This is a genomic window from Methylobacterium sp. 88A, assembly GCF_000376345.1.
GTDB classification, from domain to species: Bacteria; Pseudomonadota; Alphaproteobacteria; order Rhizobiales; family Beijerinckiaceae; genus Methylobacterium; species Methylobacterium bullatum.
The window spans coordinates 922,250-946,661 of record NZ_AQVT01000001.1 but is presented as its reverse complement, the minus strand read 5'-3'; the positions used below and the strand labels follow the sequence as shown (position 1 = coordinate 946,661).

Sequence of the window (24,412 nt, the reverse complement as noted above, 5' to 3'; positions counted from 1 at the left end):
CCTCCGAGTGAACCCACCCGGCTCGCATCTGACTCGCGTCAGACGTGAGTCGTCAAGTCGCGATTCACCCTCGGGTGGGTCAGCTCAGCGAGCCGCAGAAGCGCTGGATGCGGGTGCAGGCCTCTTCCAGCGCCGTGTTCGAGGTGGCGTAGGAGATGCGCAGGTTCGGTCCGAGGCCGAAGGCCGAGCCGTGGACGGCGGCGACACCCTCCGCCTGCAGCAGTTCCACCACGAAATCCTCATCGGACTGGATGACCTTGCCCGACGGCGTCTTGCGCCCGATCGTCTCGGCACAGGACGGGTAGACGTAGAAGGCGCCTTCCGGCGTCGGGCATTTGAGGCCCTTGGTCTGGTTCAGCATGGAGACCACGAGGTCGCGGCGCTCGTGGAAGGCGGCGCGGAAACGGGCGAGATGCTCCTGCGTGCCGTCGAGGGCCGCCACCGCCGCCCATTGGGAGATCGAGGAGGCGCCGGAGGTCTGCTGGCCCTGGACGAAATCCATCGCCTTGATGAGGTGCTCGGGGCCGGCGGCGTAGCCGATGCGCCAGCCGGTCATCGCATAGGCTTTCGAGACGCCGTTCATGGTCAAGGTGCGATCGTAGAGGCCGGGCTCCACCTGGGCCGGCGTGACGAACTCGAAATCGCCGTAGCAGAGGTGCTCGTACATGTCGTCCGTGAGCACCCAGACATGGGGGTGGCGCATGAGGACGTCGGTGATCTTCTTCAGCTCGTCGCGGGCATAGGCCGCGCCGGAGGGGTTCGACGGCGAGTTGAGGATGATCCACTTGGTCTTGGGCGTGATCACCCGCTCCAGCTCTTCCGGCTGGAGCTTGAAATCATGCTCCATGTCGGTCTCGGCGAAGACCGGGGTGCCGCCGCACAGAACCACCATCTCCGGATACGAGACCCAGTAGGGACGCGGGATCACCACCTCGTCGCCGGGGTTCAGGGTGGCCAGGAGCGCGTTGTAGATGACGTGCTTGCCGCCGGTGCCGACGATGGTCTGAGACGCCTTGTAGTCGAGGCCGTTCTCGCGCTTGAACTTCCGCACGATCGCCTCGCGCAGGGGCACGATCCCGGAGACCGGCGTGTACTTGGTCTCGCCGCGACGGATCGCGTCGATGGCCGCCTCCTTGATGTGGTCCGGCGTATCGAAATCGGGCTCGCCCACCGACAGGCTGATCACGTCCATCCCGCCGGCTTTCAGCTCGCGGGCCTTCTGCGTCATCGCGATGGTCGCGGACGGCTTCACCTTGGACAGGGCGTCGGCGAGAAAGCCCATGATGGTCTGCTCCGATCACGTCAGATGGGCGCCGATGCGCGCCCCTTCAAAAAGCGCGCGGACCCTAGTCCCGGAGCTGTGAGCCGGCAAGGCTGAGTCACAGACGGCAGTGTATCAGAGCCGGCTCGATCTCGCCCTCGGGGTCGAAGCGGTCCCCAGCTCCCACCCACCACGTCATTCTGAGGTGCTGCGAAGCAGCCTCGAAGGAGGGCTCCAGCATCCAGGGCGCCAACTGGAGCCCTCCTTCGAGGCCTCCGCTCCGCTTCGGCGCCTCAGGATGAGGTGAAGGGTGGGAGAAACGGTGTCACCCGTACGCTCTGAGACCGTCGATCGCCGGACCATCCGTCGTGCGAGGAGAAAGGTGCCTTTGGAAACAAAGCCGCCACCCGCCCCGCTCTTGGCAGGCCGGATGGCGGTTCGTTTTAGCCGGTGGCGCGTCCGTTCAGATGCCGCCGAACACCCACCTGAGCTTCGACAGGAACCCTCCGCCGGATTTCGCGGCGCGGGTCGCCTCCGGCTCGTCCTTCTCCGCTGCGGAGGCCTTGTCCGCATGGATCAGGCCGAGGGCCGCCGTGTCGGTGGTCTCGCGGTCGATGAGGATGAAACCGCCGGTGTCGCGGTTCGCCGCGTAGGCATCGATGGCCACGGCGCGGTCCAGGCTGAGGGTCACGTCCGCGATGTCGTTGGCCACGAGGCGCGCGGCCGGCACGGGATTGCCGCTTTCCGGATCGATCCGCGTATGGATGGTCGTGACGGTGGCGTTCACCGTCACGGTGCCGATCTTGGCGAGCAGGGTGGCGCCGGGCAGCAGTTCGGTCTCGGCCGCCCAGAAGAGACGGGCATCGAAACGGTCGCTCACCCGCATCGGCGCATCGGCCGTGACGATCACCGACCCGCGCGAAGCGTCGATCTCGTCGGCGAGGACGAGGGTGACGGACTGGCCCTCCACGGCATGCGGCAGGTCGCCATCGGCGGTGAAGATCCGGGCGATGGTGGAGGTCCGCCCCGAAGGCTCGACGATGATCGCATCGCCGGGGGTGATGCGGCCGCTGGCGATCAGGCCCGAGAACCCGCGGAAGTCGGAGTTCGGACGGTTCACCCACTGGACCGGAAGACGGAACGGAGCGGCCTGCTCTTCCACCCGCACCGGCACTTCCTCCAGGTACTGGAGGAGCGGCGTTCCCGTGTACCAGGGCACGGCGGCGCCGGGCAGGACGACGTTGTCGCCGTTCTTGGCGGAAAGCGGGATGGGCCGGATTTCGGTGAAGCCGAGGGGCGCGGCGAACGCATCGAACGCCGCCGTGATCTCCTCGAACTTGCCCTGCGACCAGCCGACCAGATCCATCTTGTTCACGGCGAGGACGACGCGCTTGATCCCGAGCAGCGAGACCAGCAGCGCGTGCCGCCTTGTCTGGCGGGTGAGACCCTGCCGAGCGTCCACCAGGATCACGGCGACATCGGCCGTGGAGGCACCGGTCGCCATGTTGCGGGTGTACTGCTCGTGGCCAGGCGTGTCGGCGACGATGAACGAGCGCTTGTCGGTGGAGAAGAAGCGATAGGCGACATCGATGGTGATGCCCTGCTCGCGCTCGGCCTGGAGACCGTCCACGAGGAGGGCGAGGTCGATCTCGGCGCCCTGGGTGCCGTGCTTGCGCGAATCGCGCTGCAGTGCCGTCACCTGATCGTCGAAGATCTGCTTGGTGTCGTGCAGGAGGCGGCCGATCAGGGTGGACTTGCCGTCATCGACGGAGCCGCAGGTGATGAAGCGCAGCACTTCCTTGCTCTGGTGAGCGGCGAGGAAGCTGTCATAGCCGAAGGCTTCGGGTGACTGATGGATCGTCATCTTAGAAATACCCCTCCTGCTTCTTGCGCTCCATGGCGCCCGACCCGTCCTTGTCGATCACGCGGCCCTGACGCTCGGAGGTCCGGGCGGCCAGGGTCTCGCCGATGATCTCGGGCAGGGTCGCGGCATCGCTCTCGACGGCGCCGGTCAGCGGATAGTCGCCCAGCGTCCGGAAACGCACGGACAGGTTCTGCGGGGTCTCCCCGGGGTTCAGGGGCAGACGGTCGTCGTCGACCAGGATCAACTGGCCGTCCCGCTCCACCACGGGGCGGGGCTTGGCGAAATAGAGCGGTACGATCGGGATCTGCTCCTGCTCGATGTAGAGCCAGACATCGAGCTCGGTCCAATTCGAGATCGGGAAGACGCGCAGAGATTCGCCGCGCTTCTTCTTGAGATTGTAGAGGTGCCAGGGCTCGGCGCGCTGGCGCTTCGGGTCCCAACGGTGCTGGGCCGTGCGCAGGGAGAAGATGCGCTCCTTGGCGCGGGACGCCTCTTCGTCGCGGCGGGCGCCGCCGAAGGCCGCGTCGAACTTGTGCTTGTCCAGCGCCTGACGCAGTCCCTGCGTCTTCATCACGTCGGTATGGACTTCCGAACCGTGGCTGATTGGGCCGATACCACGGGCCAGGCCCTCCTGATTCGTGTGGACGATGAGATCGAGGCCGAGATCCTTGGCGCGCTGATCGCGGAACGCGATCATTTCCTTGAATTTCCACGTCGTATCGATGTGCATCAGCGGGAACGGCAGGCGTCCCGGCGCGAAGGCCTTCAGCGCCAGATGCAGCAGCACGGACGAATCCTTGCCGATGGAATAGAGCATCACCGGGTTCTCGGTCTCGGCGACCGTCTCCCGCATGATGTGGATGCTCTCGGCTTCGAGACGCTGAAGGTGAGTCAGACGCTCGGGCAGCGTTGCGGCCAGCGCGGTGGCGGCGCTCATCGGGCGATCTCCAGATTGCTGTTACGGGGTGTCGGTTCGAATGCGGCGGCTTCCTGGCCCGGCTGAACGTTCGCCTCGGGCTGATGCACGTGAAGGCCGCATTCCTTCTTGGATTCCTGCTCCCACCACCAGCGGCCGGCGCGCTCGGATTCACCGATCTTCACGGCGCGGGTGCACGGGGCGCACCCGATCGAGGGAAAACCGCGGTCGTGGAGGACGTTGTAGGGAATGTAATTGTCGATGACGAAGCGGTCGACGTCGGCGCGGGTCCAATCCGCGAGTGGATTGATCTTGATGAGCCCGCGCGCCTCGTCGGCCTCCGCCAGGGGCGTGTCCGAACGGTTGGCGGATTGGCCCGCCCGCAGACCCGTCAGCCATCCGGCGGCGCCGGCAAGGGCGCGGCTCAGCGGCTCGACCTTGCGGAAGCCGCAGCAGGCTTGCCGGGCGGCGACCGAGTGGCGAAAGCCATTGATGCCCTCTTCCCGCACGAATGATTCTTCCGAGACCCGCTCGGGTGCATAGGCCTGGATGCGGATGCCGTAGGCGGATTCGGTCTCCGCCCAGACGTCGTAGGTCTCGGGGAAGAGCCGGCCCGTATCGAGGGTGACGATCTCCGTCCGCCCCTTGGCCATGGCGAGGGCATGGGTGAGAGCCTGATCCTCGATGCCGAGGCTGGTGGTGAAGACCAGTCGGCCGGGGATTGCGGACTCGATCGCACGAATGCGCCCCTTCAGATCGAGGCCGGCCATGGCGGACGCGAGGTTCCGCGCCGTTCGTTCCAGGGAAGTGCTCATCTGCGGTGCTCGATACGACTGCCTGAAAGATGCCTGCTTGTCTGGCACCTGAAATGTTCGCTATAACGAACGCTGTCAAGGCATAGCGGCCATCGCGGCGCGGCATTCCCACGCGGACGCCGCTATGGTTTGCAAAGGCGCGGCGACCGGATTGGTTGCCTGTCGAAGGAATATCCTTCTCAATTCGCCGGTCGACGTCGTGCCTCCGCGCACCTCGGCGCCGCCGATCGGAACTGCTTAGCGAGGTCAATGTGGACGCGATCGATCTGAAGATCCTGGCACTGCTGCAGAACGACGCCACTCTGTCGATCGCGACGATCGGAGAGAAGGTCGGCCTATCTCAGACGCCCTGCTGGAAGCGTATCCAGCGCCTCGAAGCCGATGGCGTGATCGACCGCAGGGTCGCGGTTCTCGATCCTGTCAAGCTGGGTCTCGGCCTCACCGTCTTCGTGTCCATCGAAACGTCGGACCATTCCCGCGATTGGCTCGAGCGCTTCGCCTCGACCGTCGCCGCTATGCCCGAAGTGCTGGAGTTCTACCGCATGGCGGGGGATGTGGATTACATGTTGCGGGTCGTTGTCGCTGATATGCAGGCTTACGACACATTCTATAAGCAGCTCATCGCCACCTTGCCGCTCAAGAACGTGACGTCGCGCTTCGCCATGGAAAAAGTGAAGTCGACGACGGCACTTCCGCTGCCGGCCGCTCCGTCGAACGGTCGTTTCACGCCAACCCTCTCGGTCGTGGCGGGAGAATAAAATTCTCTATTGCGCTGAAAGGATAGGCAGCTCCTTCTACCCCGACGTCGTTCTGTAAAACGGACATCCCGTTGACAGCCGGCCTCTCAGGACGACATGGCTTACCGATGGCACGACAAGCGATCCTTCCCCAAACCGCCCCGTTCAACGACAGCGAGCGCGCGAGCCTCGATTCGGTCCTCTGCGGAGCGACGCCGATCCAACGCGCCTGGCTGGCGGGCTTTCTCGCGGGGTTGGATGCGGCCGGCGGCCAGAATGCCGTGGCACCCGCAGCGCCGCCGAAGGCATCCGAGCCGTTGACGATCATCTACGCCAGCGAATCCGGCAATTGCGAAGCCCTGGCCGGGTCCGTGGCCAAGCTCGCCAAGAAAAGCGGCTTCAAGCCGAAGGTGGTGGATTTCGCCGACCTCGACGTCGCCACGCTGACGGGCTCCAAGAACCTCATCGCCATCGCGGCGACCTGGGGCGAAGGTGAGCCTCCGGCCCGTGCCACCCGCGCCTACAACGAGTTGATGGGCGACGGCGCCCCCCGCCTCGACGGCGTGACCTTCGGTGTGCTGGCCTTGGGTGACACCTCCTATGTGGAGTTCTGCGCCATCGGGAAGGCGCTCGACGCGCGGTTCGAGGCACTGGGCGGCAAGCGCGGGGCCGAGCGGGCCGATCTCGATCTCGATTTCGACAAGCCCGCCGCCGACTGGATCAAGAACACGCTGAAGGCGCTGGCGCCCGCGCCGAGCGCCGACAACGTCGTCGCGGTGGATTTCGCCGGCCGCGCCGCCGCCGAGGACGACGATGCCGAGCCGAGCCGCGAGCCGGTGGTGGTGGAGGTGGTGGATCACATCAACCTCAACTCGTCGCTCTCCGACAAGGAGACGATTCATCTGGCCCTCGAATTCGAGGACGGCGCTCCGGCCTACGAGCCAGGCGATTCGCTCGAGATCTATCCCGAGAACGATCCGGCCCTCGTCGAGGACATCCTCAAGGCGACGAATCTCACCGGCGACGAGGCCCTGCGCAAGGCGTTGCTGTCCGAGCGCGACATCACCACACTCTCGGCAACCACGGTGGAGCGGTTCGCCAAGGCGACGGGCCATGCCGAGGCGCAGAAGCTCATCGACAGCGGCGAGGTGCGGGCCTGGATCGAGGGGCGCCACCTCATCGATCTGATCGAGACCTTTCCGGCCACCCTCTCGGCCGAGCATCTCAACACCATCACCCGGCCCCTGCCCCCGCGCGCGTACTCCATCGCTTCCTCGCGCAAAGAGGTCGGCGACGAGGTCCATCTCGTCATCGCCGCCGTGCGCTACGAGACGCATGGGCGGTCACGCTCGGGCGTCACCTCGGTGCAGGTCGCGGACCGGGTCAAGAACGGCAGCAAGCTGCGCGTGAAGCTGAAGCCGAACCGGCATTTCCGCCTGCCGCAGGACCCCGCCACCGACATCATCATGGTCGGCCCCGGCACCGGCGTCGCCCCGTTCCGTGCCTTCGTGCAGGAACGCCGCGCGATCGAGGCCACCGGCCGTTCGTGGCTGTTCTTCGGTGACCGCCAGTTCACCCACGACTTCCTCTACCAGCTCGAATGGCAGGAGGCCCTGGAGGACGGCTCGCTCACGAAGATCGACGTGGCCTTCTCCCGCGACCAGCCCGAGAAGATCTACGTGCAGGACCGTATCCGCCACCACGCCAAGGAAATGGTGGAATGGCTCGACGGCGGCGCCAGCTTCTATGTCTGTGGCGACGCGAACCGGATGGCCAAGGATGTCCGTAACGCGGTCGTCCATGCCTATGCCGAGGTCAAATCGTTGAGCGAGGCCGATGCCGAGGCCGCCGTCGCGGCGCTGGAGCGGGCGCATCGCTACCAGCAGGACGTTTACTAGGGCGCGTCGTCCCTCCCCCCTCGCGAACGGGGGGATGCGCATGCAGCGCCCCGACTATGAACTGAACAAGACCGGATCATCGCCATGGACGACCTGACCCCTCCCCGCACCTACGAGACCCCGCCGACCACCCGTCCCATCGACGAGGCCGAAGCGGCGCGCGAGGCGGGCCTCGCGCATAACGAGCACATCAAGATCGCGAGCGGTTTCCTGCGCGGAACCCTGGCCGACGGTCTGCTCAAGCACGCCACCGGGGCGATCTCCGAGGATGACGGCCAGCTCGTGAAATTCCACGGGATGTACCAGCAGGACGACCGCGACCTGCGCCCCGAGCGGACCAAGAAGAAGCTCGACAAGGCCTACAGCTTCATGATCCGCCTGCGCATCGCCGGCGGGGTGGTGACACCGAAGCAGTGGCTCGTCCTCGACAACATCGCCACCACCTACGCCAACGGGACGCTGCGGGCGACGACGCGCCAGACCTTCCAGTATCACGGCGTCATCAAGTCGAACCTCAAACGCACCATGGCCGCCATCGATGGCGCCTTGCTCGATACCATCGCCGCCTGCGGCGACGTCAACCGCAACGTCATGGCCTCGACGAATCCGGCCCAGTCCGGCGCGCACAAGGCCGCCTACGAACTCGGCAAGGAGATCTCCGACAGCCTCCTGCCGAAGACCAATGCCTGGCGCGAGATCTGGCTCGACGGCGAGAAGGTGATCGGCGGCGAACCGGAATTCGAGCCCGTCTACGGCAGGACCTACCTGCCGCGTAAGTTCAAGATCGTCATTGCGGTACCGCCCTCGAACGAGGTCGACGTCTTCGCGCACGATCTCGGCTTCATCGCCATCCTCGACAAGAAGAACAAGGTGACGGGCTGGAACGTCACCGTCGGCGGCGGCATGGGCATGACCCATGGCGAGCCCGACACCTTCCCGCGCACGGCCGACGTGATGCTGTTCTGCAAGCCCGACGAGGCGGTGCGGGTGGCCGAGGCGGTGATGACGGTCCAGCGCGACTGGGGCAACCGCAAGAACCGCAAGAACGCCCGCCTCAAGTACACGATCGAGCGGTACGGCCTCGCCGCTTTCCGCGCCGAGGTGGAGAAGCGTGTCGGCAAGAAGCTCGCCGATCCCAAACCCTTCGCCTTCACCGGGAACGGCGACCGGTTCGGCTGGACCGAGGGCGATGACGGTCGTCACCACCTGACGCTCTATGTCCCGTCCGGCCGCATCAAGGATGTGGAGGGCGACGGCCCTCGACTTCTCACCGGCCTACGTCGGATCGCGGAGATCCACGAGGGCGATTTCCGCCTCACCGGTAATCAGAACGTCATTATCGCCAACGTGCCGGGAGAGAAGCGCGCCGAGATCGAGGCGCTGGTGGACGAGTACGGCATGCAGAAGGGAGCGGGCGCCCTGCGCCGGAACTCCATCGCCTGCGTCGCCCTGCCCACCTGCGGCCTGGCCTTGGCGGAGAGCGAGCGCTACCTGCCGGACCTGATGACGGAACTGGAGGAAAGCCTCGCCTCGCACGGGCTGCAGGACGACGAGATCACGATCCGCATGACCGGCTGCCCCAATGGCTGCGCCCGTCCCTTTATCGCCGAGATCGGCTTCGTCGGTCGCGGCCCGGAGCGCTATCACCTCTATCTCGGTGCGGCCTTCGACGGCTCACGCCTCGGCAAGCTCTATGCCGAAGACGTGACCGCCTCGGAGATCAGGACGATCCTCGATCCGCTCTTCGGCGCCTACGCTCAGGGCAAGACTCCGGGTGAACGGTTCGGCGATTTCCTGATCCGCGCCGGCTACGTGGCGAGAACCTTCAACGGGCCGGATTTCCACACGAATATCGGTGCCCTGAAGGGCGTTGCCTGAACCTCTTCGACGCGTGCACTGCTTCATCGATGCTGCAGTGCACGTGTTCCGGATGGTACGGTCAAGCTTAGGCGACACACGAATATAAGTCCGGCATCGCTGAACTCTCGCCCGGCTTCGCGGTTGATCCTGCAAAGCGACCGGAGGCGACGATGGCCAAGCACGAAATCCTCAGTTTCTTCGAGCATCGTCGCGACGGTGCTTGGATTTGCGTGAAGCCGTTCACCCTGACGACGAAGCAGAGCAGTGTCGATATCCGGCAGGGCATGCGGTTCGATTACGGCAAACGCGTCGGCGGCGTCGACCTCGCGGAGTATCTGGAACAGCTCGGTTCCCAGTTCGGCTCGTAAGCCGTCGGCGGCGCGGCCGAAGCGCCGGGCCGCTTTTCCCCGGCCCCTGTCGCCGACCATCAGACTGCTGCTGGCACCAGACCTGCGTTCGGGGCCGATGTCGCCTGTCTAGGATCGTCTTGTCGCGGACGATGGCCAAGTCGGCTCCCTGAGCCATCGTCCGGCGCTGTCTTGCGAAACCCCGGCTCTATCTCGTACGTCCGCCCAAGATCGGACCGGCTCTGAAGCCGGTATCGGCATGCGGATTTCATTCCCGTGGCGTTTATCCGTCCTATGCGACAGCGGCACCCTCATTGCCGTGTCTTTGACGGCCGGGAGCAGGAGACCTAGGGTCGTTCCATGACAATCTCTGTCGATCCGTTGCAGGCGAGCCTGGAAGTCGCCGCACCCACGACCCGATGCAGGATTTTGGCGACGGCGGAGAGGTTCTTTCGCGAGATCGGCTACCAGAAGACCACCGTGGCCGACATCGCCAAGACGCTCGGGATGAGCCCTGCCAATGTCTACCGGTTCTTCGATTCGAAGAAGGCGATCAACGAGGCGGTGGTCGAGCGCGTGACCCGCGAGGTCGAGGCGTTGATCGCCGGCATCGCCGTGGCGCCCGGCCTCAGCGCCGATCAGCGGGTCGCCGAAATCATCCGGGAGCTCCACCGCGACTGTATCGAGCGATGCAAGGACAATCCCCGTATTCATGAGATGGTGGAGGCCGCCATGTCGGAGAGTTGGGGGGTGTGCCGGCACCATATCGACAGGATCGGCGCCGCCCTGGAACGGGTGGTGACGGACGGGGTTCGCAGCGGTGAATTCCAGGTCGAGGATCCCGCAATCACCGCGGCTTGCCTGCATGTGGCGATCACACGCTACTGCCACCCGGTCCTGGTGAGCCAGTACCCCAACGCACCGGCTCCTCCCATCGACGCGATGATCGCCTTTCTGCTGCGCGCGCTCCACGAACCGGCCAGGAACGACGCTCCTTCAAAGGCGAGAGAGCCGGCCGAGTCGATCTAGCGAACGCTGTTGGCCGTCGGGGCTCAGCCCATTTCCGCGAGGATCGCCAAAGCCGCGGCGCGGGGATCGACGCTCTGGGTGATGGGGCGGCCGACGACGATGTGGTCGATCCCCGCTTCCATCGCCGCCGCCGGCGTCAACACGCGTTTCTGGTCGCCGACATCGTCGCCCGCCGGCCGGATGCCGGGGGTCACGATGAGTCGCGACGGCCCGATGGCGGAGCGGACGGAGGCCGCCTCGGCGGCACTGCAGACGATCCCGCCGATCCCGGCCTCTGCCGCCTGCCGCGCCCGCAGGGCCACCAGATCCGCGATGGGGAGGGCGTAGCCCGCCTCGTCGGCATCGGCCTGGTCGTAGGAGGTGAGCACGGTGACGGCGAGGATCGTCGGGCCGTCCGCGCCCCTTCCCCGCACGGCGGCGCGCATGGTCTGTGGGTAGGCGTGGACCGTGAGGAAGGTCACACCGAGATCGGACAGCGCCCGGACGCCGTCCTCCACCGTGTTGCCGATGTCATGCAGCTTCAGGTCGATGAAGACCTTGAAACCGGCCTTGGACAGCCGCTGAACCAGGGCGAGGCCGCCCGAATAGGCGAGCCGGTATCCGATCTTGTAGAACGTCGCGGCATCGCCGATCCGGTCCACCATCGCCTCGGCCTCGTGGACGCTCGGCAGGTCGAGGGCGACGATGAGGCGATCGCGCGGATCGCTGGCGGCGGGTGACGCGGCGTGGGACATGGCGGGCTCCGGAGGATCGGGTGACGGATCGCCGCCCGGGCTTCCCATGTCAACGCGAAGGCGGGGTCAGCCGCGCGTCATCACCCGGGAAACCTCCTCCTTCAGTACCGGCAGCAACTCGTCGGCGAACCAGGGGTTCGTCCTGAGCCAGCCGTTGTTGCGCCAGGACGGGTGCGGCAGCGGCAGCACCCGAGGCCGACGCGGCTCCTCCAGAATGGCGCGCCAGTTCCGCACCATGGCGGTGAGGCCTCCCTCGACGCGGCCGAGATGCCAGGCCTGCGCGTATTGGCCGATGACCAAAATCAGATCCATCTCGGGCAAGCCGGCAAAGAGCGCCTCGCGCCAGTGCTCGGCGCATTCGCGGCGGGGCGGCTTGTCTCCGCCCTTCGCGTCGAGCCCCGGAAAACACGCGCCCATGGGGACGATGGCGAGCCGCGTGGCGTCGTAGAAATCCGGCTCGGACAGGCCGAGCCACGACCTCAGCCGGATGCCGGACGGGTCCATGAACGGGATACCGCTCTGGTGCGCCCGGTTCCCCGGAGCCTGACTGGCGATGGCGAGACGCGCCGAGGTCGAGCCCTGAACGATGGGCTTCGGCTCCTGCGGCAGGCGCGCGCCATACCGAGGTGCGTCGCGACAGATTCGACAGGCGCGCAGGGCGGCGGCGGTGGATTCGAAGGGGGTCATACGAGAGGACAGGTAGTGCGGGCATGGGGCCGTGGGAATCCGGGGTGCCGGGAATCCGGGGTGCCGGGAATCCATGCCGCGGGAACGAGAGGCCGCACCCCGCGCTTGAATCGCCATAGGAGCCGGCATTGCCGGGCTCATCCGCGAGCACGCCCGACCAGGGAATACAGGGAGCAGCCCCATGGCCTTCATCACCGCGCCGGATGGCACGAGCCTCTACTACAAGGACTGGGGCAGCGGACGGCCCGTGGTCTTCCTCCACGGTTGGCCCCTCGACGCGGATATGTGGGAGTACCAGATGGTCCCCGTCGCCGAGGCGGGTTTCCGCACCATCGCCTATGACCGGAGGGGCTTCGGACGCTCGGAGCACCCGTGGCAGGGCTACGATTACGACACCTTCGCTGACGACCTGAAGGCGGTGCTGGACGAACTCGATCTGACCGATGTGACCCTGGTGGGCTTTTCCATGGGGGGCGGAGAGGTGGTGCGCTACCTGTCACGGCACGGCAGCGACCGGATCTCCCAGGCGGTGCTGATCTCGGCGGTGACGCCGATGATGCTGAAGACGCCCGATCATCCCGACGGTGTCGATGCCGGCGTGTTCGAGGAGATCATCGACGGGCTGAAGATGGACCGGCCGTCCTTCCTCGCCAAATTCAACAAGGGCTTCTTCGGTGCGGGCGTGTTCAGCTCACCCGCTTCTGCGGAGATGATCGCCTGGGCCGGGCAGGTCGCCATGCTGGCCTCGCCCAAGGCCACCATCGCCTGCGTGAAGGCCTTCTCCGAGACCGATTTCCGGCCCGACATGGCGAAGGTCACCGTGCCTTGCCTGATCATCCATGGCGATGCCGACCAGACCGTGCCGATCGACGTCACCGGAAAGGTCGCGGCCTCAGCCGTGCCGAGCGCGGAATTCGAGATCTACGAGGGCGCACCGCACGCGATACCGCTGACCCATCACGAGCGTCTGACGACGGACCTCATCGATTTCCTGAGGCGCTGACGCCCCCGCCGATGGCGGACGCGCGCTGCCCTTCGGGCTCAGACCCCCTTGAGGCCGCTGAGATCCAGGGGCAGGGAGCGCAGCCTCTGCCCCGTCGCGGCGAAGATCGCGTTGGAGATCGCCGGGGCGATGACGGGCACGCCCGGCTCGCCGATGCCGGTCGGGGCGGCATCGGAGGCCACGATATGGACCTCCACCACCGGCATCTCGCTCATGCGCGTCGGCTCGTAGGCGTCGAAATTCTTCTCCTGCACCACCCCGTCCGTCAGCGTGATCTTGTTGCGCAGGACCGATGACAACGCGAAACCGACCGATCCCTCCACCTGGGCGCGGATCACGTCCGGGTTGACGGCGACGCCGACATCCACCGCCGCGACGATGCGATTGACCTTCACATGGCTGCCATCCGCCGTGATGTCGGCCACCATCGCCACGTAGGAGCCGAAGGATTCGTGCGCCGAGATGCCGAGGCCCTGGCCCTTGCCGCCGCTGCGCTTGGCCCAATCCGCCTTCTCGGCGGCGAGTTTCAGGACACCGGACAGGCGCGGCGCGCCGGTCAGCATGCCAAGGCGATAGGCCAGCGGATCGGCACCGGCGGCGTGGGCCAACTCGTCGATGAAGACCTCCATCGCCTGCGCCGTATGGGTGTGACCCACCGAACGCCACCAGAGGACGGGCACGCCCTCGCGGGCGTTGTGGACCTCGAACCGGTAGGCCGGGAGGGCATAGGGCGTGTCCGACGCGCCCTCGATGGACGTGGAATCGACCCCGTTCTTCACCAGCATCGCCTCGAAGGGCGAGCCGATCATGATCGATTTGCCGACCATCCGGTGCTGCCAGCCGGTGATGGCGCCCTTGGCGTCGATGCCGGCCTTGAGGGTGTGCAGCACCATCGGGCGGTAATACCCGCCCGCCATGTCGTCCTCGCGGGTCCAGACCAGATGGACCGGCGCCTTGCCGCCGGTCGCCTTCACGATGGACGCGGCCTCGGCGATGTAATCGGCCGTCGGCGTCGCCCGGCGCCCGAACGATCCGCCGGCCCATTGCGTGTGCAGCCTGACCTTGTCGGCGGTGACGCCGAGGGTCGCGGCGGCCACCGCCTGTTCGATCGTCTGGAACTGGAGGCCGGCATAGATGTCGTAGGATCCGTCGGCCGTCCGCTCGATCGTGGCGTTGAGGGGCTCCATGGCCGCGTGGGCCAGATAGGGGAAGGTGAACTCCGCCTCGATGACCTTGGCCGACCCGGCGATGGCGGCGGCGGGATCGCCTTTCTCCGATGCGACGATACCCGGCCGCTTGGCCGTCTCGCGATACTCGGCGAGGATGGCGTCGGAGGATCGCTTCTCGGCCGTGCGCTCGTCCCAGGTGACCGACAGGGCGTCCCGGCCCTTCATCGCCGACCATGTATCCTTGGCGATCACGGCGACTCCGGTGGGAATCGTCACGACGTCGATCACGCCTCGCACGGCGCGGGCGGCCTTGTCGTCGACCGTCGACACGGTGCCGCCGAAACGCGGGGCATGCGCCACCACGGCCGTGACCTGACCCGGCCGGCGGATATCCATGGCGTAGATCGCAGTTCCATTGGTCTTGGCCACGGAATCGAGGCGCGGCAGCTTCTTGCCGATATGGACCCACTGGCTCGGATCCTTGAGCTTCGGCTGCTCGGGCACGGGGATCGCCGCCGCTGCCTCGGCCAGGGCACCGAACCGCTCCTCGCGCTTCGAGGCGAGATGGCGGACCGTGCCGTTCGAAACCGTGATCTCGGAGGCCGGGACGGACCATTTCTCGGCCGCGGCGGAGACGAGCATGGCACGGGCGGCCGCCCCCGCCTTGCGGAGCTGGAACCAGGAATTGGCCACCGCGGTCGAACCGCCGGTCCCCTGGATCGGCCCCATCAGCAGGTTGTTGTAGAGCTTCGCATCGGCGGGAGCGAAGGCCACGCGCACGCGCGACCAGTCGGCATCGAGCTCGTCGGCCAGGATGGTGGCGAGGCCCGTCGTGTTGCCCTGCCCCATGTCGAGATGCTTGATCAGCACCGTAACCGTATCGTCGGCTGCGATCCGCACGAAGGCATTGGGCTGGGCGGGAGCGGAGGACAGGTCGGGTCCCGCCGCCGCGCGAACCTGTTTTGCCGGGTCGAGGGTGAATCCGATCACCAGGGCTCCGGCCGCGACACCGGCGCCACCGAGGAAGGCGCGGCGCGACGGACGGGGAGCAGCCGCCTCGGATTTGGTCTGACGGACCTTCAGCATGGCTTCCTCCACGGAGACGATGACGCGCACGGTATCGGGCAGGACGATGCCGGCCCCGGGGCCGACGTCGCGTTTGGATCAGGCGAGGGAGCGGGCGGCTTCGTGAATGGCGGCGCGAACGCGCTGGTAGGTACCGCAGCGGCAGATGTTACCGTCCATCGCGCCGTCGATCTCGGCGTCGCTGGGCTTCGGGGTAGTCGAGAGCAGGCCGATGGCCGACATGATCTGGCCGGACTGGCAGTAACCGCACTGGACAACGTCGAGGCCGCGCCACGCGGTCTGAACCGCCTCCGCCACCCGTCCGGACACGCCCTGGATCGTGGTGACCTTCGCCTCCCCCACATCGCCGATGCGAGTCTGGCAGGAGCGGACGGGCTGGCCGTCGAGATGGACGGTACAGGCGCCGCACTGGGCGATGCCGCAGCCGTATTTCGTCCCGGTCTTGTCGAGATGATCGCGCAGCGCCCACAGGAGCGGCATGTCGGGATCGGCATCGACATCATGCGACACGCCGTCGACATTCAGTTTCAGCATGACGTCTCTCCGACTTCAGTATCGACTTGTTCTAAATATTACACACTTCCGAAAAATGTGCGCCTGCACACATCGATCTGAGATCGGTGTCGATGCAGCGTCGGGTCGCGCGCCGTGGATGGGCGCGATTTGGAGACAAGTGTCATGACCGGGTCAGGTCGTTCTTAACCTATCGGGCGCAGATTCGCCGGGTCGCAGCGTCGACGGGTCACGGTCCTTCCGACCGCAGGTTTTCCTCTCAAAAGATCCTCAAAACGGTGATGTCCGACCTGACAGCGGAGATGGTTCAGCGCGGACGCGGTCCTTCGGCACCGGAATCCGCTCGCCGCCGCAAGGTGGCCCGAGACATCCGATCGGCGCGCGAGCGGTTGACCTCGGCGAACGGTCTGGAACGCGCGTTCGATTACGAATTGATCCGGATCTATGCCGAGTACCGCTCCGGTGCCGGTCTGACCCATGCCATGCTCGGGCTTCTCATCGCAGGGGCGTCGTCGCTCTGGGTGCCCGTTCCCATCGCCCTGTCCTGGGTCGTCTGCCTGCTCTGCGGCGTCGGCCTGTCGATGGGGCTGACCAAGCATTTCCTTCGTCAGTCAGCGGATTCCGTGTCGGTCAGGCGCTGGCGCAGCGCCTTCATGCTGAGCGAGATCGTGCAGAGCGCGTCCTGGGCGCTGATGGTTCTCGTGGCCGCGCCCAGTGCCCGCATCTTCGTCCTGTTCGGCCTCGTCATCGTCGCTGCGGTCGCCGCGATGCTGGCAGCGACCCTGCCCGCCGCCGCCGCCGCCGCGCTCCTTCCGCTGATCCTCGCGGCGCTCTCTCTCCTGGCGTTCTCGCAGGACATGGACACAATCATGCTGGTGACCATGGTGGTCGGCTCGCAGATCTTCTTCATGGGCCTCGCCCGCCGCGTCTACGCCTCGGCGGTGGGCGCGCTGAAATCCCAGGCGGAGAAGGACGCCATCTTCATCGAGCTCGAACAGGCCAAGGCCAATTCCGATGAGGCGCGGCGGCGGGCAGAAGAGGCCAATCTCGCCAAGTCACGTTTCCTCGCGACCATGAGCCACGAGTTGCGCACGCCGCTGAACGCCATCCTCGGCTTCTCGGAGGTGATGAAGAACGAGGTCTTCGGCGCTCACATCGCTCCGTCGTACAAGGAATACGCGGGCGATATCCACGATAGCGGGATGCACCTCCTCAACCTCATCAACGAGATCCTCGACCTGTCGCGCATCGAGGCCGGGCGCTACGAATTGAACGAGGAGGCGATCCAGCTCGCCCATGCGGTGGACGAGTGCCGGCACATGGTCGCCCTGCGCGCGCGCGGCAAAGGCCAGGCCTTCCACGAGTTCATCGATCCCGACATGCCCCGTATCTGGGCGGACGAACGGGCTTTGCGCCAGATCGTGCTCAATCTCCTCTCGAACGCCGTAAAATTCACGCCGCCGGGCGGCGACATCACGATCAAGGTCGGCTGGACGGCCTCGGGCGGCCAGTATGTCAGCGTCAAGGATAGCGGGCCGGGTATTCCCGAGGACGAGCTCGGCACGGTCATGTCGTCGTTCGGCCGGGGCTCGCTGGCGATCAAGACCGCCGAACAGGGCTCGGGCCTCGGCCTGCCCATCGTCAAGGGGCTGGTGGACCTGCACAACGGCAACTTCCACCTGAAGTCGAAGCCTCGCGAGGGAACGGAAGTCGTCGTGATCTTCCCCGCGAGCCGTGTCATGGACACGCTACCCGCCCTGAACCTGTCCACCGAAGCGACGTCGAGTGCAGACATGGACGGCAGGCGGAGCGCGGCGCGCGCGGCCTGATCGGCGCATTCGCATGCCCCGCTTTTGTCATCATCGGGACGCCGGGCCGTCACGGGCCCGGTGTCCCCGATGGGATGCCTTCAGCTTTCGCTGCGTCCCGACACCCCCGCCTGGGCGAACGTCGCCATGTCGCGATGGCAGGCGAGCGCGCCCTTGAGCAGGCCGATGGCGAGGGCGGCGCCGGATGCTTCGCCGAGACGCATGCCGAGAGCCAGCAGCGGCACCAATCCGAGGCGTTCCAGCACCTCGGCATGAGCCCCCTCGGCCGAGACGTGGCCGGCGAGGCAATGGTCGAGCATCGACGGATCGATGGCGTGGAGGATCGCCGCGGCCGACGTCGCCACGTAGCCGTCGATGACCACGGGGATGCGCTGCATCCGCGCCGCCAGGATGGCACCGGCCATGGCGGCGATCTCGCGGCCTCCGAGGCGCGACAGGACATGGAGCGGGTCGTCGAGGTGGCCGGAATGGAAGGCCAAGGCGGCCTCCACGGCCGCGACCTTGCGCTCGATCCCGGCCGCATCGACGCCGGTGCCGCGCCCGACCCAATGCGCCGCCCCACCGCCATAGAGCGCCGCGTATATCGCCGCCGCGATGGTGGTGTTACCGATCCCCATCTCGCCGAGGCCGAGACAATCGGTTCCGGCGGCGATGGCTTCCATGCCGAAGGCCATGGTGGCCACGCATTCCTTCTCCGTGAAGGCCGGGCCTTCGCAGATGTCGCCGGTGGGAAGATCGATGGCCAGGTCGAAGACCTTGAAGCCGAGGCCGTAGGCAGCGCAAAGTTGGTTGATCGCGCCGCCGCCGGCGGCGAAATTGTCGAGCATCTGGCGATTCACCTCCGCCGGAAACGCCGAGACACCGCGCTTGGTGACGCCGTGGCTGGCCGCGAAGACGCAGACGAGGGGCCGGTCGAGGCTCGGTTGACCCTTGCCCTGCCAGGCTGCGAGCCACTCCACGAGGTTCTCGAGGCGGCCCAGCGCGCCGGCTGGCTTCGTCAGCATCGCGTCCCGCTCGCGCACCATGGCGACGGCGTCACGGTCCGCGCCCGGCACGGAGGCGATCAGTCGGCGGATATCCGAGAACGGCGTCTGATCGGGATTGTCCTGGTTCGGGATCGTCTGAGTCATCGCGCGAAACTCGGCCTTCCGTCTCGGCGCGTCCGGTATGGCGGCCTGCCTGTGGGGCGAGCTATAACCAACCGGGCGCGAGCGGTGAAGGCAGGTCCTCGATGACGCAAGGCCGGGATCTGGAACCGGACGATGCCTTTCCCGGCGCGTCCATGGCTTACGATCTCGCGGCGTGCCTGAGATTCTATTCGCGGCTGCCGGTGCCGCGCCTGCCCGACGAGGGTGATCCGCATCGTCTGCCGGACTTCCGCACCCTGCCGCGCATGCTGCCACTGGCCGGCCTCATCCTCGCCCTGCCCTCCGCCCTCATCCTGCTCGTCGCCTGGGCCCTGGATCTCGGACCGTTCCTGGCAGCCACCCTCGCCCTGGCGGTCGGGACGCTGGTGACGGGGGCGCTGCACGAGGACGGTCTCGCGGATGTGGCGGACGGGTTCGGTGGCGGCACGACGCGCGAGCGCCGCATCGAGATCATGCGCGACAGCCGCATCGGCGCCTATGGGGGCGTCGCCCTCGTCCTGACGCTGGCCCTGAGGATCGGAGCCCTCGCGACGCTGCTCGATCGCACCGGGTCGCTGGCCGCCTTGGCCCTTGTACTGGCCGCCTCTCTCTCGCGCAGCGCAGCCCTGGCGCCGATGGTGCTGCTCGGCCCCGCGCGGCCCGGCGGGGCGGGGGCATCGGTGGGAACACCCGATCGCCGCACCATCGGAATCCTAGCCCTCTTCGCCCTCGCCTTCGTCGTCATTGGCTGGATCGCCGGCTTGCCCTTTCTCGGCATGGTGCTGATGCCCGCCCTGGCGCTAGGAGCCTCCCTCTGCCTCACCGCCCTGGCCCGAGCCAAGATCGGCGGCCAGACCGGCGACGTGATCGGAGCCTGCCAGCAGGTGGCCGAGATCGCGGCGCTTCTCGCCCTCGTGGCGACGGTCCCGCGCTGACCATGGCACTTTGGCGCTTGATCGCGACCCGCCCCTGAGGGCATGGAACGGCCATGACCCAGCCTGTCGCCCCGAGGGCTTCGAGCCCCTGCACGAAGCTCTGCATTCTCGACGCCATGACCGGGCTTTGCGAAGGCTGCGGACGCACGCGCGAAGAGATCGGGCTGTGGGGATCGCTGTCGGAGGCGAAGCGGCAGGCCATCATGGCGACCCTCGGACATCGCCTCCGCGCCGCCTATCCTCTGCGGGACAAGGCCCTGGCCGAGCCATGATCTACGCCGCCCTTGCCGTTCTCCTCGGCATCGTCGCCTTCCTCGCCCTCTCGGACGAATCGAGCACCGTCGCGGGGCTGGAGAAGGACCAGCTCGCGCGGCTCGCCTTCAGCGGAACCCTGCTGACGATCTTCCTCGCCGGGTTCTGGCATCGGTTCCGCGAACAGATCGGTACCAACCTGAAGGCGCTGCTATTCTGGGCCGCCCTCACCGTCGCTCTGGTGGCGGGCTATGCTTACAAAGAAGAAGCCGGGGATGTCGGCAATCGCCTCGTGGGGACGCTGCGCCCCGGCAGTGCCGTCACGGCGGGCGACGGAAGCGTGACGATCAACCGCCGCGCGGACGGGGACTTCTCCGTGCGGGCGGAAGTGAACGGCCGCGCACAGGTCTTCCAGTTCGATACGGGCGCGAGTTCCGTGGTCCTCACGGCGGAGAACGCGGCGGCCATCGGGATTTCCCCCGCGGAATCCGACTTCTCGATCAGGGTCTCCACCGCCAACGGCGTCGCCATGGCCGCCCCGGTCTATCTCGACAGCCTCAGCATCGGCACAATCACCGAACGGCGTGTCTCGGCCCTGGTGAGCCGGCGCGGTGCCTTGTCGGGAAACCTGCTCGGCATGACGTTCCTCGACAGGCTCGGCTCCTACGAAGTGCGCGGCGACCGGCTGGTGTTGCGCCCTGTGCGCTGATGATCGAAGTCTGCCTCATCGAACCGTCCGCTTGGACACAAACCAGGCGCACGAGATGATGTCTCTGCCGCTGGAGAGCGGACGTCGGCATCCCTTGCCGCGAATGGCGGAAGCGACCTGAAACGGGAAGGCGCCTGTGTCCCTGCGGTGGATTCTTTGGCCGGCAAGCGGAATTCTGGCCGGCTTGGCGCTCGTCAAATCCTTGTCTCGGCGGCACGCCAGCCGGTATCGGCGCGCGTATTCGGGCCGGCTCGAAACGAGGTGGATCCAAGTGGACGGCAAGACGATGCATGCCCGCGTCTCGCTCGATGCTGTGCCGGATGACCGCATACCCGTCATCCTCGTCCATGGGCTCGGGATGTCGAGCCGGTACATGATCCCGCTGGCAAATCATCTCGCCCCTCATGTCGAGGTCTATGCTCCCGACCTGCCCGGCTTCGGATTGAGCGAAAAGCCTCGCCGCGCGCTCACGGTTCGCGAGCTCGCGGATGCATTGGCGGCCTTCATGACAGCGATCGGGGTGAGGCGCGCAGCCTTTGTCGGGAATTCGCTCGGCTGCGAAGTGCTGGTCGAACTGGCGCTGGTTTACCCTCACCTCGTGGACCGCCTCGTGTTGCAGGGGCCCACGCCGGACCCGGAGGCGCGCAACCTGGTCCGGCAGGTGGTCGGCTTCCTCGCCATCGCGCCGTTCGAGCGCTGGTCGCTCGCCTTGGTGGCGCTCACGGATTATGCCCGTGCGGGCATCGGACGCTACATCCTGACTCTGCGGAGCATGGTCGACAACCGCATCGGAGAGAAGGCGCTGCGGGTCGAGCAGCCGACGCTCGTGGTTTGGGGCACGCGTGACTACATCGTCCCCCATGCCTTCGTCGTGAGCCTCGCAGACTCCCTGCCCCGGGGCCGCCTTGCCGTCATTCCGGGAGAGGCCCACGGGATCAACTACTCGCATCCCGAGGCGTTCACCGCCGTCCTTCTGCCGTTCCTCCTCGATGAGGGGGAGATGCCTGTCGCATGGAGCCGGACCCCGGCGACTCCGCGAATGCGTGGCGCAGGTATGCCTGTACGAAGTCGGGCATCGAACGGGGGTCGATCTCGCCGCTGGAACCGACCGTGACGAAACCGGCGAGTTCCGGCTCGATCTCTGCCCGGCGATGGCGCTCCATCCTCTCGCGCAGTGCGTCCGCCCATTCGGGGAACATCACGGGCCGCAGAAATGCCGCCTGGGTCCTTCCGCGCAGCAGAAGCCAGTTTTCCGGAGCGTCGGCGGGGAGCGCCATGCCGGTCTCCTCCACGAACTCGCGCCCGGCGCTGCCGGCGAGATCGACCGTATCGCCATCCCGCACGTCGTCGAGGTCCGGCGTGCCGCAGGGGAAGTAGGCCTGTCCGGCATTGGCGGTGTGAGCGCCCATGACACCGAGCAGCACGGCGCCGTCCGACCCGTGCGGGACGATGGCGGCGAAGGCGTTGAGGACACCTCGGTCGGGCGAGCCGAGATCCTTGTGGGTGATGAAGCTCGCGTAGGACGTCTCGAACAGCTCGACGGCACAGGATGTCCCCTCGATACGGCACGACTTGGCGAGCAGCACGCGTCCGTCGAACAGCCCCGACCGCTCGGCGCAGCGGCGCGCCCAGTTCTCGGCGATGGAGGCCGCGTTGGCCTTCGCCCATTCCCATTCGAACGGCACCAGCCGGGCCGTCACCCTCTCGATCCGCGTGAGGGTGAGACCGTCAGGCAAGCAGCGTCCCCTCGCTCATCACCACGGCCGCGCCGCCGATCTCGACGGATTGGAGGGCTCCGGATTCGATGACGAGTTGAAGCGCGATCTCGCTCGGGCGCCCCATGGCGACCCCTTGGCGGATCAGGACATCGTGCTCGCCGTCACCGAGGGGCTCGAACTCCATCATCACGCCGGCGAAGGCCGCGGCGGCGGACCCCGTCGCCGGGTCTTCCATCACGCCGAGATGCGGCGCGAACATCCGGGTCTGGAAGCGGAGGCCGAGGCCTTCCGGGTCCAGGGCATAGAGGTAGAGTGCCGTCCGAGGCTCCAGGGTGGAGAAGGCGGCGAGGTCCACGCGGGCCGCATCGAGCTTCGCCCGCGTGTTGACCGGCACGAACAGGAAAGCCGGCCCGGCCGTGTGCCGGCTCGGCACGTGACGCGCGAAGCCGATATCCTGCGTCTCCAGCCCGATCATCTGGGCGAGGAGCGTCGCGTCCGGTCCCTCGCCATCGTAGTGCGGCAGGATCGGGAGCTTGAAGCGCCCACGGCCGCGCCCCTCGCCCGCTTCGACGACGCAGGCCACGGTGCCAATCGTCTCTTCGAGACCGAAGGCGGTGGCGTCGGTGAGGCCGGATCTCGCATCGTGCAACGCCAGCAGGATCGCCGCCCCGAGCGTCGGGTGGCCGGCGAAAGGCAGCTCACGGGCGGGCGTGAAGATGCGCAGGCGGGCCTTGTGGCGTGCCTCCGTCGGCGGCAGCACGAACACCGTCTCGGACAGGTTGAACTCGCCCGCGATCCGCTGCATCGCCGCGTCGTCGAGCCCTTCCGAATCCAGCACCACGGCCAGCGGATTTCCGGCGAAGGGCGTGTCGGTGAAGACGTCGAGGGTGACGAAGCGGCGGCTCATCGGCTTTTCCTTTTCGCTGACCATCAGACCGGTTCTACCGGGAACGTCTCGCTGGGTGCCACGAACTCGTCCTGCGCATCGACGGTGAGGATCTCGCGCGAACCCGCCTCCGCCGTTCGGCGCAGGAGGCCGTAGACCGAAGCACCGGCCATGCCCAAAGCCAAAGCCGCCGAGCCGGTGCGGGCGTAGTGGACGAGGAACAGCGCCGCGATGGCATCGCCCGCGCCGTTCACGTCGAGGGCGAGGCGCGGCGTGCGCAGGCGCCAGAACAGGCCACCCTCCCCCGCCATCAAGTCGATGGACTCGGACGGGGTGTCCTCGGTGACCAGGGACGTCACCAACACGACGCGCGGCCCCAAAGCCTGGATCGCCGCCAGGGCGGCCTTGGCCTCGCCGAGTGTGCCGGTGGGCAGGCCCGACAGGAAGTTCAATTCGAACTGGTTCGGGGTGACGATGTCGGCGGCGGGCAAGGCCTGATCGCGCAGGAATTCAGGGATGCCGGGGCGGACATAGATGCCCCGATCGGTATCGCCCATCACGGGGTCGCAGCAATACAGCGCCTTGGGGTTGGCGCTCCGCACCGCCGCCACGGCCCGCACGATGGCGGTGCCGATATCGGCCGAGCCCATATAGCCGGACAGGACGCCGTCGCATTGCCCCAGCACGCCGCGCTCCGCGATGCCGAGCACGAGGTCCTCGATCATCGGCCCGTCGAACACCCGGCCGCGCCAGGCGCCGTAGCCGGTATGGTTGGAGAACTGCACGGTATGGATCGGCCAGACCTCGACGCCGAGCCGCTGCATCGGGAACACCGCCGAGGCATTGCCCACATGGCCGAAGGCAACGTGCGACTGGATCGATAGAATTCTCATCGGCGTATCAGGCTTTGCTTCGACGGGTGCGAGCGCGACGATCAGCGTCGTAGCCGGTTTCGCTCTGCGGTGCATTCACAACCGACGCGAGGCTCGTCCGTGACGAGATCGACGCTTGCCGGAAGGGCGACCTTCCCGCACATC

General features: G+C 66.9%; 22 protein-coding genes and 1 pseudogene. 11 read left to right on the top strand and 12 right to left on the bottom strand.

What is annotated here, in order from left to right:
• Positions 1 to 79 precede the first annotated feature (79 nt).
• The 4 genes from A3OM_RS0104405 to A3OM_RS0104385 all read right to left on the bottom strand — a co-directional run bounded on the left by A3OM_RS0104405 (position 80) and on the right by A3OM_RS0104385 (position 4,856).
• On the bottom strand, positions 80 to 1,282 hold the full coding sequence (locus A3OM_RS0104405) for a pyridoxal phosphate-dependent aminotransferase (protein ID WP_018042515.1): 1,203 nt from the start codon (positions 1,280 to 1,282) through the stop codon (positions 80 to 82).
• A 442-nt stretch (positions 1,283 to 1,724) separates the two neighbouring features.
• Positions 1,725 to 3,125, bottom strand: a complete 1,401-nt coding sequence (gene cysN / locus A3OM_RS0104395) for a sulfate adenylyltransferase subunit CysN (RefSeq protein WP_018042513.1) — start codon at positions 3,123 to 3,125, stop codon at positions 1,725 to 1,727.
• A 1-nt stretch (position 3,126) separates the two neighbouring features.
• Positions 3,127 to 4,062: a sulfate adenylyltransferase subunit CysD gene (gene cysD, locus A3OM_RS0104390; RefSeq protein WP_018042512.1), complete on the bottom strand. Its 936-nt coding sequence runs from the start codon at positions 4,060 to 4,062 to the stop codon at positions 3,127 to 3,129.
• Positions 4,059 to 4,856, bottom strand: a complete 798-nt coding sequence (locus tag A3OM_RS0104385; protein WP_018042511.1) for a phosphoadenylyl-sulfate reductase — start codon at positions 4,854 to 4,856, stop codon at positions 4,059 to 4,061. The genes cysD and A3OM_RS0104385 overlap by 4 nt, the downstream gene beginning before the upstream one ends.
• Positions 4,857 to 5,107: 251 nt before the next feature.
• Between A3OM_RS0104385 and A3OM_RS0104380 the strand changes: the two genes are divergently transcribed.
• From A3OM_RS0104380 to A3OM_RS23470, 5 genes are all read left to right on the top strand, one after another.
• A complete protein-coding gene (locus A3OM_RS0104380) occupies positions 5,108 to 5,614 on the top strand; it encodes an Lrp/AsnC family transcriptional regulator (protein ID WP_018042510.1) in 507 nt (168 codons plus the stop codon).
• A gap of 107 nt (positions 5,615 to 5,721) precedes the next feature.
• Entirely contained in the window at positions 5,722 to 7,491 is a 1,770-nt protein-coding gene (locus A3OM_RS0104375) for a flavodoxin domain-containing protein (protein WP_018042509.1), read from the top strand.
• Positions 7,492 to 7,575: 84 nt separating this feature from the next.
• Positions 7,576 to 9,369: an NADPH-dependent assimilatory sulfite reductase hemoprotein subunit gene (locus tag A3OM_RS0104370; protein WP_018042508.1), complete on the top strand. Its 1,794-nt coding sequence runs from the start codon at positions 7,576 to 7,578 to the stop codon at positions 9,367 to 9,369.
• Between the two features lie 152 nt (positions 9,370 to 9,521).
• Positions 9,522 to 9,719, top strand: a complete 198-nt coding sequence (locus tag A3OM_RS0104365) for a hypothetical protein (RefSeq protein ID WP_018042507.1) — start codon at positions 9,522 to 9,524, stop codon at positions 9,717 to 9,719.
• A 339-nt stretch (positions 9,720 to 10,058) separates the two neighbouring features.
• Entirely contained in the window at positions 10,059 to 10,727 is a 669-nt protein-coding gene (locus tag A3OM_RS23470; protein ID WP_051074299.1) for a TetR/AcrR family transcriptional regulator, read from the top strand.
• A 23-nt stretch (positions 10,728 to 10,750) separates the two neighbouring features.
• On the opposite strand, the gene pyrF is transcribed toward A3OM_RS23470, so the two are convergent.
• Both pyrF and A3OM_RS0104350 read right to left on the bottom strand, forming a co-directional pair.
• A complete protein-coding gene (pyrF, locus tag A3OM_RS0104355) occupies positions 10,751 to 11,461 on the bottom strand; it encodes an orotidine-5'-phosphate decarboxylase (protein WP_018042505.1) in 711 nt (236 codons plus the stop codon).
• A gap of 66 nt (positions 11,462 to 11,527) precedes the next feature.
• Positions 11,528 to 12,148 carry a uracil-DNA glycosylase family protein gene (locus A3OM_RS0104350; RefSeq protein WP_018042504.1) on the bottom strand — a complete coding sequence of 207 codons (621 nt, stop codon included), beginning with the start codon at positions 12,146 to 12,148 and terminating at the stop codon, positions 11,528 to 11,530.
• A gap of 181 nt (positions 12,149 to 12,329) precedes the next feature.
• Between A3OM_RS0104350 and A3OM_RS0104345 the strand changes: the two genes are divergently transcribed.
• Positions 12,330 to 13,151, top strand: coding sequence for an alpha/beta hydrolase (locus tag A3OM_RS0104345; RefSeq protein ID WP_018042503.1), 822 nt, complete (start codon positions 12,330 to 12,332; stop codon positions 13,149 to 13,151).
• A gap of 38 nt (positions 13,152 to 13,189) precedes the next feature.
• Here the strand turns inward: A3OM_RS0104345 and A3OM_RS0104340 are convergent, their stop codons facing one another.
• Together A3OM_RS0104340 and A3OM_RS0104335 are read right to left on the bottom strand one after the other, a co-directional pair.
• Positions 13,190 to 15,406 carry a xanthine dehydrogenase family protein molybdopterin-binding subunit gene (locus tag A3OM_RS0104340; protein ID WP_026175703.1) on the bottom strand — a complete coding sequence of 739 codons (2,217 nt, stop codon included), beginning with the start codon at positions 15,404 to 15,406 and terminating at the stop codon, positions 13,190 to 13,192.
• 78 nt (positions 15,407 to 15,484) lie between these two features.
• Complete coding sequence (locus tag A3OM_RS0104335; protein WP_018042501.1) at positions 15,485 to 15,940, bottom strand: (2Fe-2S)-binding protein; 456 nt, start codon at positions 15,938 to 15,940, stop codon at positions 15,485 to 15,487.
• A 260-nt stretch (positions 15,941 to 16,200) separates the two neighbouring features.
• On the opposite strand from A3OM_RS0104335, the gene A3OM_RS0104330 reads away from it, so the two are divergent.
• The gene (locus A3OM_RS0104330; RefSeq protein ID WP_018042500.1) at positions 16,201 to 17,748 is read left to right on the top strand and encodes a HAMP domain-containing sensor histidine kinase; all 1,548 of its coding nucleotides are present in this window, start codon (positions 16,201 to 16,203) and stop codon (positions 17,746 to 17,748) included.
• An 80-nt stretch (positions 17,749 to 17,828) separates the two neighbouring features.
• On the opposite strand, the gene cobT is transcribed toward A3OM_RS0104330, so the two are convergent.
• The gene (cobT, locus tag A3OM_RS0104325; protein WP_018042499.1) at positions 17,829 to 18,878 is read right to left on the bottom strand and encodes a nicotinate-nucleotide--dimethylbenzimidazole phosphoribosyltransferase; all 1,050 of its coding nucleotides are present in this window, start codon (positions 18,876 to 18,878) and stop codon (positions 17,829 to 17,831) included.
• Between the two features lie 101 nt (positions 18,879 to 18,979).
• Between cobT and cobS the strand changes: the two genes are divergently transcribed.
• From cobS to A3OM_RS26275, 4 genes and pseudogenes are all read left to right on the top strand, one after another.
• Positions 18,980 to 19,810: an adenosylcobinamide-GDP ribazoletransferase gene (gene cobS, locus A3OM_RS0104320; protein WP_018042498.1), complete on the top strand. Its 831-nt coding sequence runs from the start codon at positions 18,980 to 18,982 to the stop codon at positions 19,808 to 19,810.
• A 53-nt stretch (positions 19,811 to 19,863) separates the two neighbouring features.
• The gene (locus A3OM_RS0104315; protein WP_018042497.1) at positions 19,864 to 20,082 is read left to right on the top strand and encodes a DUF1289 domain-containing protein; all 219 of its coding nucleotides are present in this window, start codon (positions 19,864 to 19,866) and stop codon (positions 20,080 to 20,082) included.
• Complete coding sequence (locus tag A3OM_RS0104310; protein ID WP_018042496.1) at positions 20,079 to 20,771, top strand: TIGR02281 family clan AA aspartic protease; 693 nt, start codon at positions 20,079 to 20,081, stop codon at positions 20,769 to 20,771. Before A3OM_RS0104315 ends, A3OM_RS0104310 begins: the two co-directional genes overlap by 4 nt.
• A gap of 286 nt (positions 20,772 to 21,057) precedes the next feature.
• Positions 21,058 to 21,678 (top strand): annotated as a pseudogene (locus tag A3OM_RS26275) (alpha/beta fold hydrolase); the annotation flags it as partial.
• A 52-nt stretch (positions 21,679 to 21,730) separates the two neighbouring features.
• On the opposite strand, the gene A3OM_RS0104305 reads toward A3OM_RS26275, so the two are convergent.
• Genes A3OM_RS0104305 through pdxY form a run of 3 tightly spaced genes read right to left on the bottom strand, consistent with a single transcriptional unit; the run spans position 21,731 to position 24,268 of the window.
• Entirely contained in the window at positions 21,731 to 22,507 is a 777-nt protein-coding gene (locus tag A3OM_RS0104305; protein ID WP_018042495.1) for a hypothetical protein, read from the bottom strand.
• Positions 22,500 to 23,396 (bottom strand): PhzF family phenazine biosynthesis protein, encoded by an 897-nt coding sequence (locus A3OM_RS0104300; protein ID WP_026175701.1) that lies wholly within the window; start codon positions 23,394 to 23,396, stop codon positions 22,500 to 22,502. Before A3OM_RS0104300 ends, A3OM_RS0104305 begins: the two co-directional genes overlap by 8 nt.
• 23 nt (positions 23,397 to 23,419) lie before the next feature.
• Positions 23,420 to 24,268: a pyridoxal kinase PdxY gene (pdxY, locus tag A3OM_RS0104295; RefSeq protein WP_018042493.1), complete on the bottom strand. Its 849-nt coding sequence runs from the start codon at positions 24,266 to 24,268 to the stop codon at positions 23,420 to 23,422.
• Positions 24,269 to 24,412 lie beyond the last annotated feature (144 nt).

Excerpts from the sequence above, each read along its gene's own strand:
- A3OM_RS23470 (WP_051074299.1), top strand. The coding sequence starts at position 10,059 with ATGACAATCTCTGTCGATCCGTTGCAGGCGAGCCTGGAAGTCGCCGCA.
- A3OM_RS0104375 (WP_018042509.1), top strand. The coding sequence starts at position 5,722 with ATGGCACGACAAGCGATCCTTCCCCAAACCGCCCCGTTCAACGACAGC.
- A3OM_RS0104405 (WP_018042515.1), bottom strand. The coding sequence starts at position 1,282 with ATGGGCTTTCTCGCCGACGCCCTGTCCAAGGTGAAGCCGTCCGCGACC.
- A3OM_RS0104300 (WP_026175701.1), bottom strand. The coding sequence starts at position 23,396 with ATGAGCCGCCGCTTCGTCACCCTCGACGTCTTCACCGACACGCCCTTC.
- A3OM_RS0104345 (WP_018042503.1), top strand. The coding sequence starts at position 12,330 with ATGGCCTTCATCACCGCGCCGGATGGCACGAGCCTCTACTACAAGGAC.
- cysD (WP_018042512.1), bottom strand. The coding sequence starts at position 4,062 with ATGAGCGCCGCCACCGCGCTGGCCGCAACGCTGCCCGAGCGTCTGACT.
- A3OM_RS0104310 (WP_018042496.1), top strand. The coding sequence starts at position 20,079 with ATGATCTACGCCGCCCTTGCCGTTCTCCTCGGCATCGTCGCCTTCCTC.
- A3OM_RS0104340 (WP_026175703.1), bottom strand. The coding sequence starts at position 15,406 with ATGCTGAAGGTCCGTCAGACCAAATCCGAGGCGGCTGCTCCCCGTCCG.
- A3OM_RS0104365 (WP_018042507.1), top strand. The coding sequence starts at position 9,522 with ATGGCCAAGCACGAAATCCTCAGTTTCTTCGAGCATCGTCGCGACGGT.
- pdxY (WP_018042493.1), bottom strand. The coding sequence starts at position 24,268 with ATGAGAATTCTATCGATCCAGTCGCACGTTGCCTTCGGCCATGTGGGC.
- A3OM_RS0104350 (WP_018042504.1), bottom strand. The coding sequence starts at position 12,148 with ATGACCCCCTTCGAATCCACCGCCGCCGCCCTGCGCGCCTGTCGAATC.
- A3OM_RS0104370 (WP_018042508.1), top strand. The coding sequence starts at position 7,576 with ATGGACGACCTGACCCCTCCCCGCACCTACGAGACCCCGCCGACCACC.
- A3OM_RS0104385 (WP_018042511.1), bottom strand. The coding sequence starts at position 4,856 with ATGAGCACTTCCCTGGAACGAACGGCGCGGAACCTCGCGTCCGCCATG.
- pyrF (WP_018042505.1), bottom strand. The coding sequence starts at position 11,461 with ATGTCCCACGCCGCGTCACCCGCCGCCAGCGATCCGCGCGATCGCCTC.
- A3OM_RS0104330 (WP_018042500.1), top strand. The coding sequence starts at position 16,201 with ATGTCCGACCTGACAGCGGAGATGGTTCAGCGCGGACGCGGTCCTTCG.
- cobT (WP_018042499.1), bottom strand. The coding sequence starts at position 18,878 with ATGACTCAGACGATCCCGAACCAGGACAATCCCGATCAGACGCCGTTC.
- A3OM_RS0104335 (WP_018042501.1), bottom strand. The coding sequence starts at position 15,940 with ATGCTGAAACTGAATGTCGACGGCGTGTCGCATGATGTCGATGCCGAT.
- cysN (WP_018042513.1), bottom strand. The coding sequence starts at position 3,125 with ATGACGATCCATCAGTCACCCGAAGCCTTCGGCTATGACAGCTTCCTC.
- A3OM_RS0104315 (WP_018042497.1), top strand. The coding sequence starts at position 19,864 with ATGACCCAGCCTGTCGCCCCGAGGGCTTCGAGCCCCTGCACGAAGCTC.
- cobS (WP_018042498.1), top strand. The coding sequence starts at position 18,980 with ATGACGCAAGGCCGGGATCTGGAACCGGACGATGCCTTTCCCGGCGCG.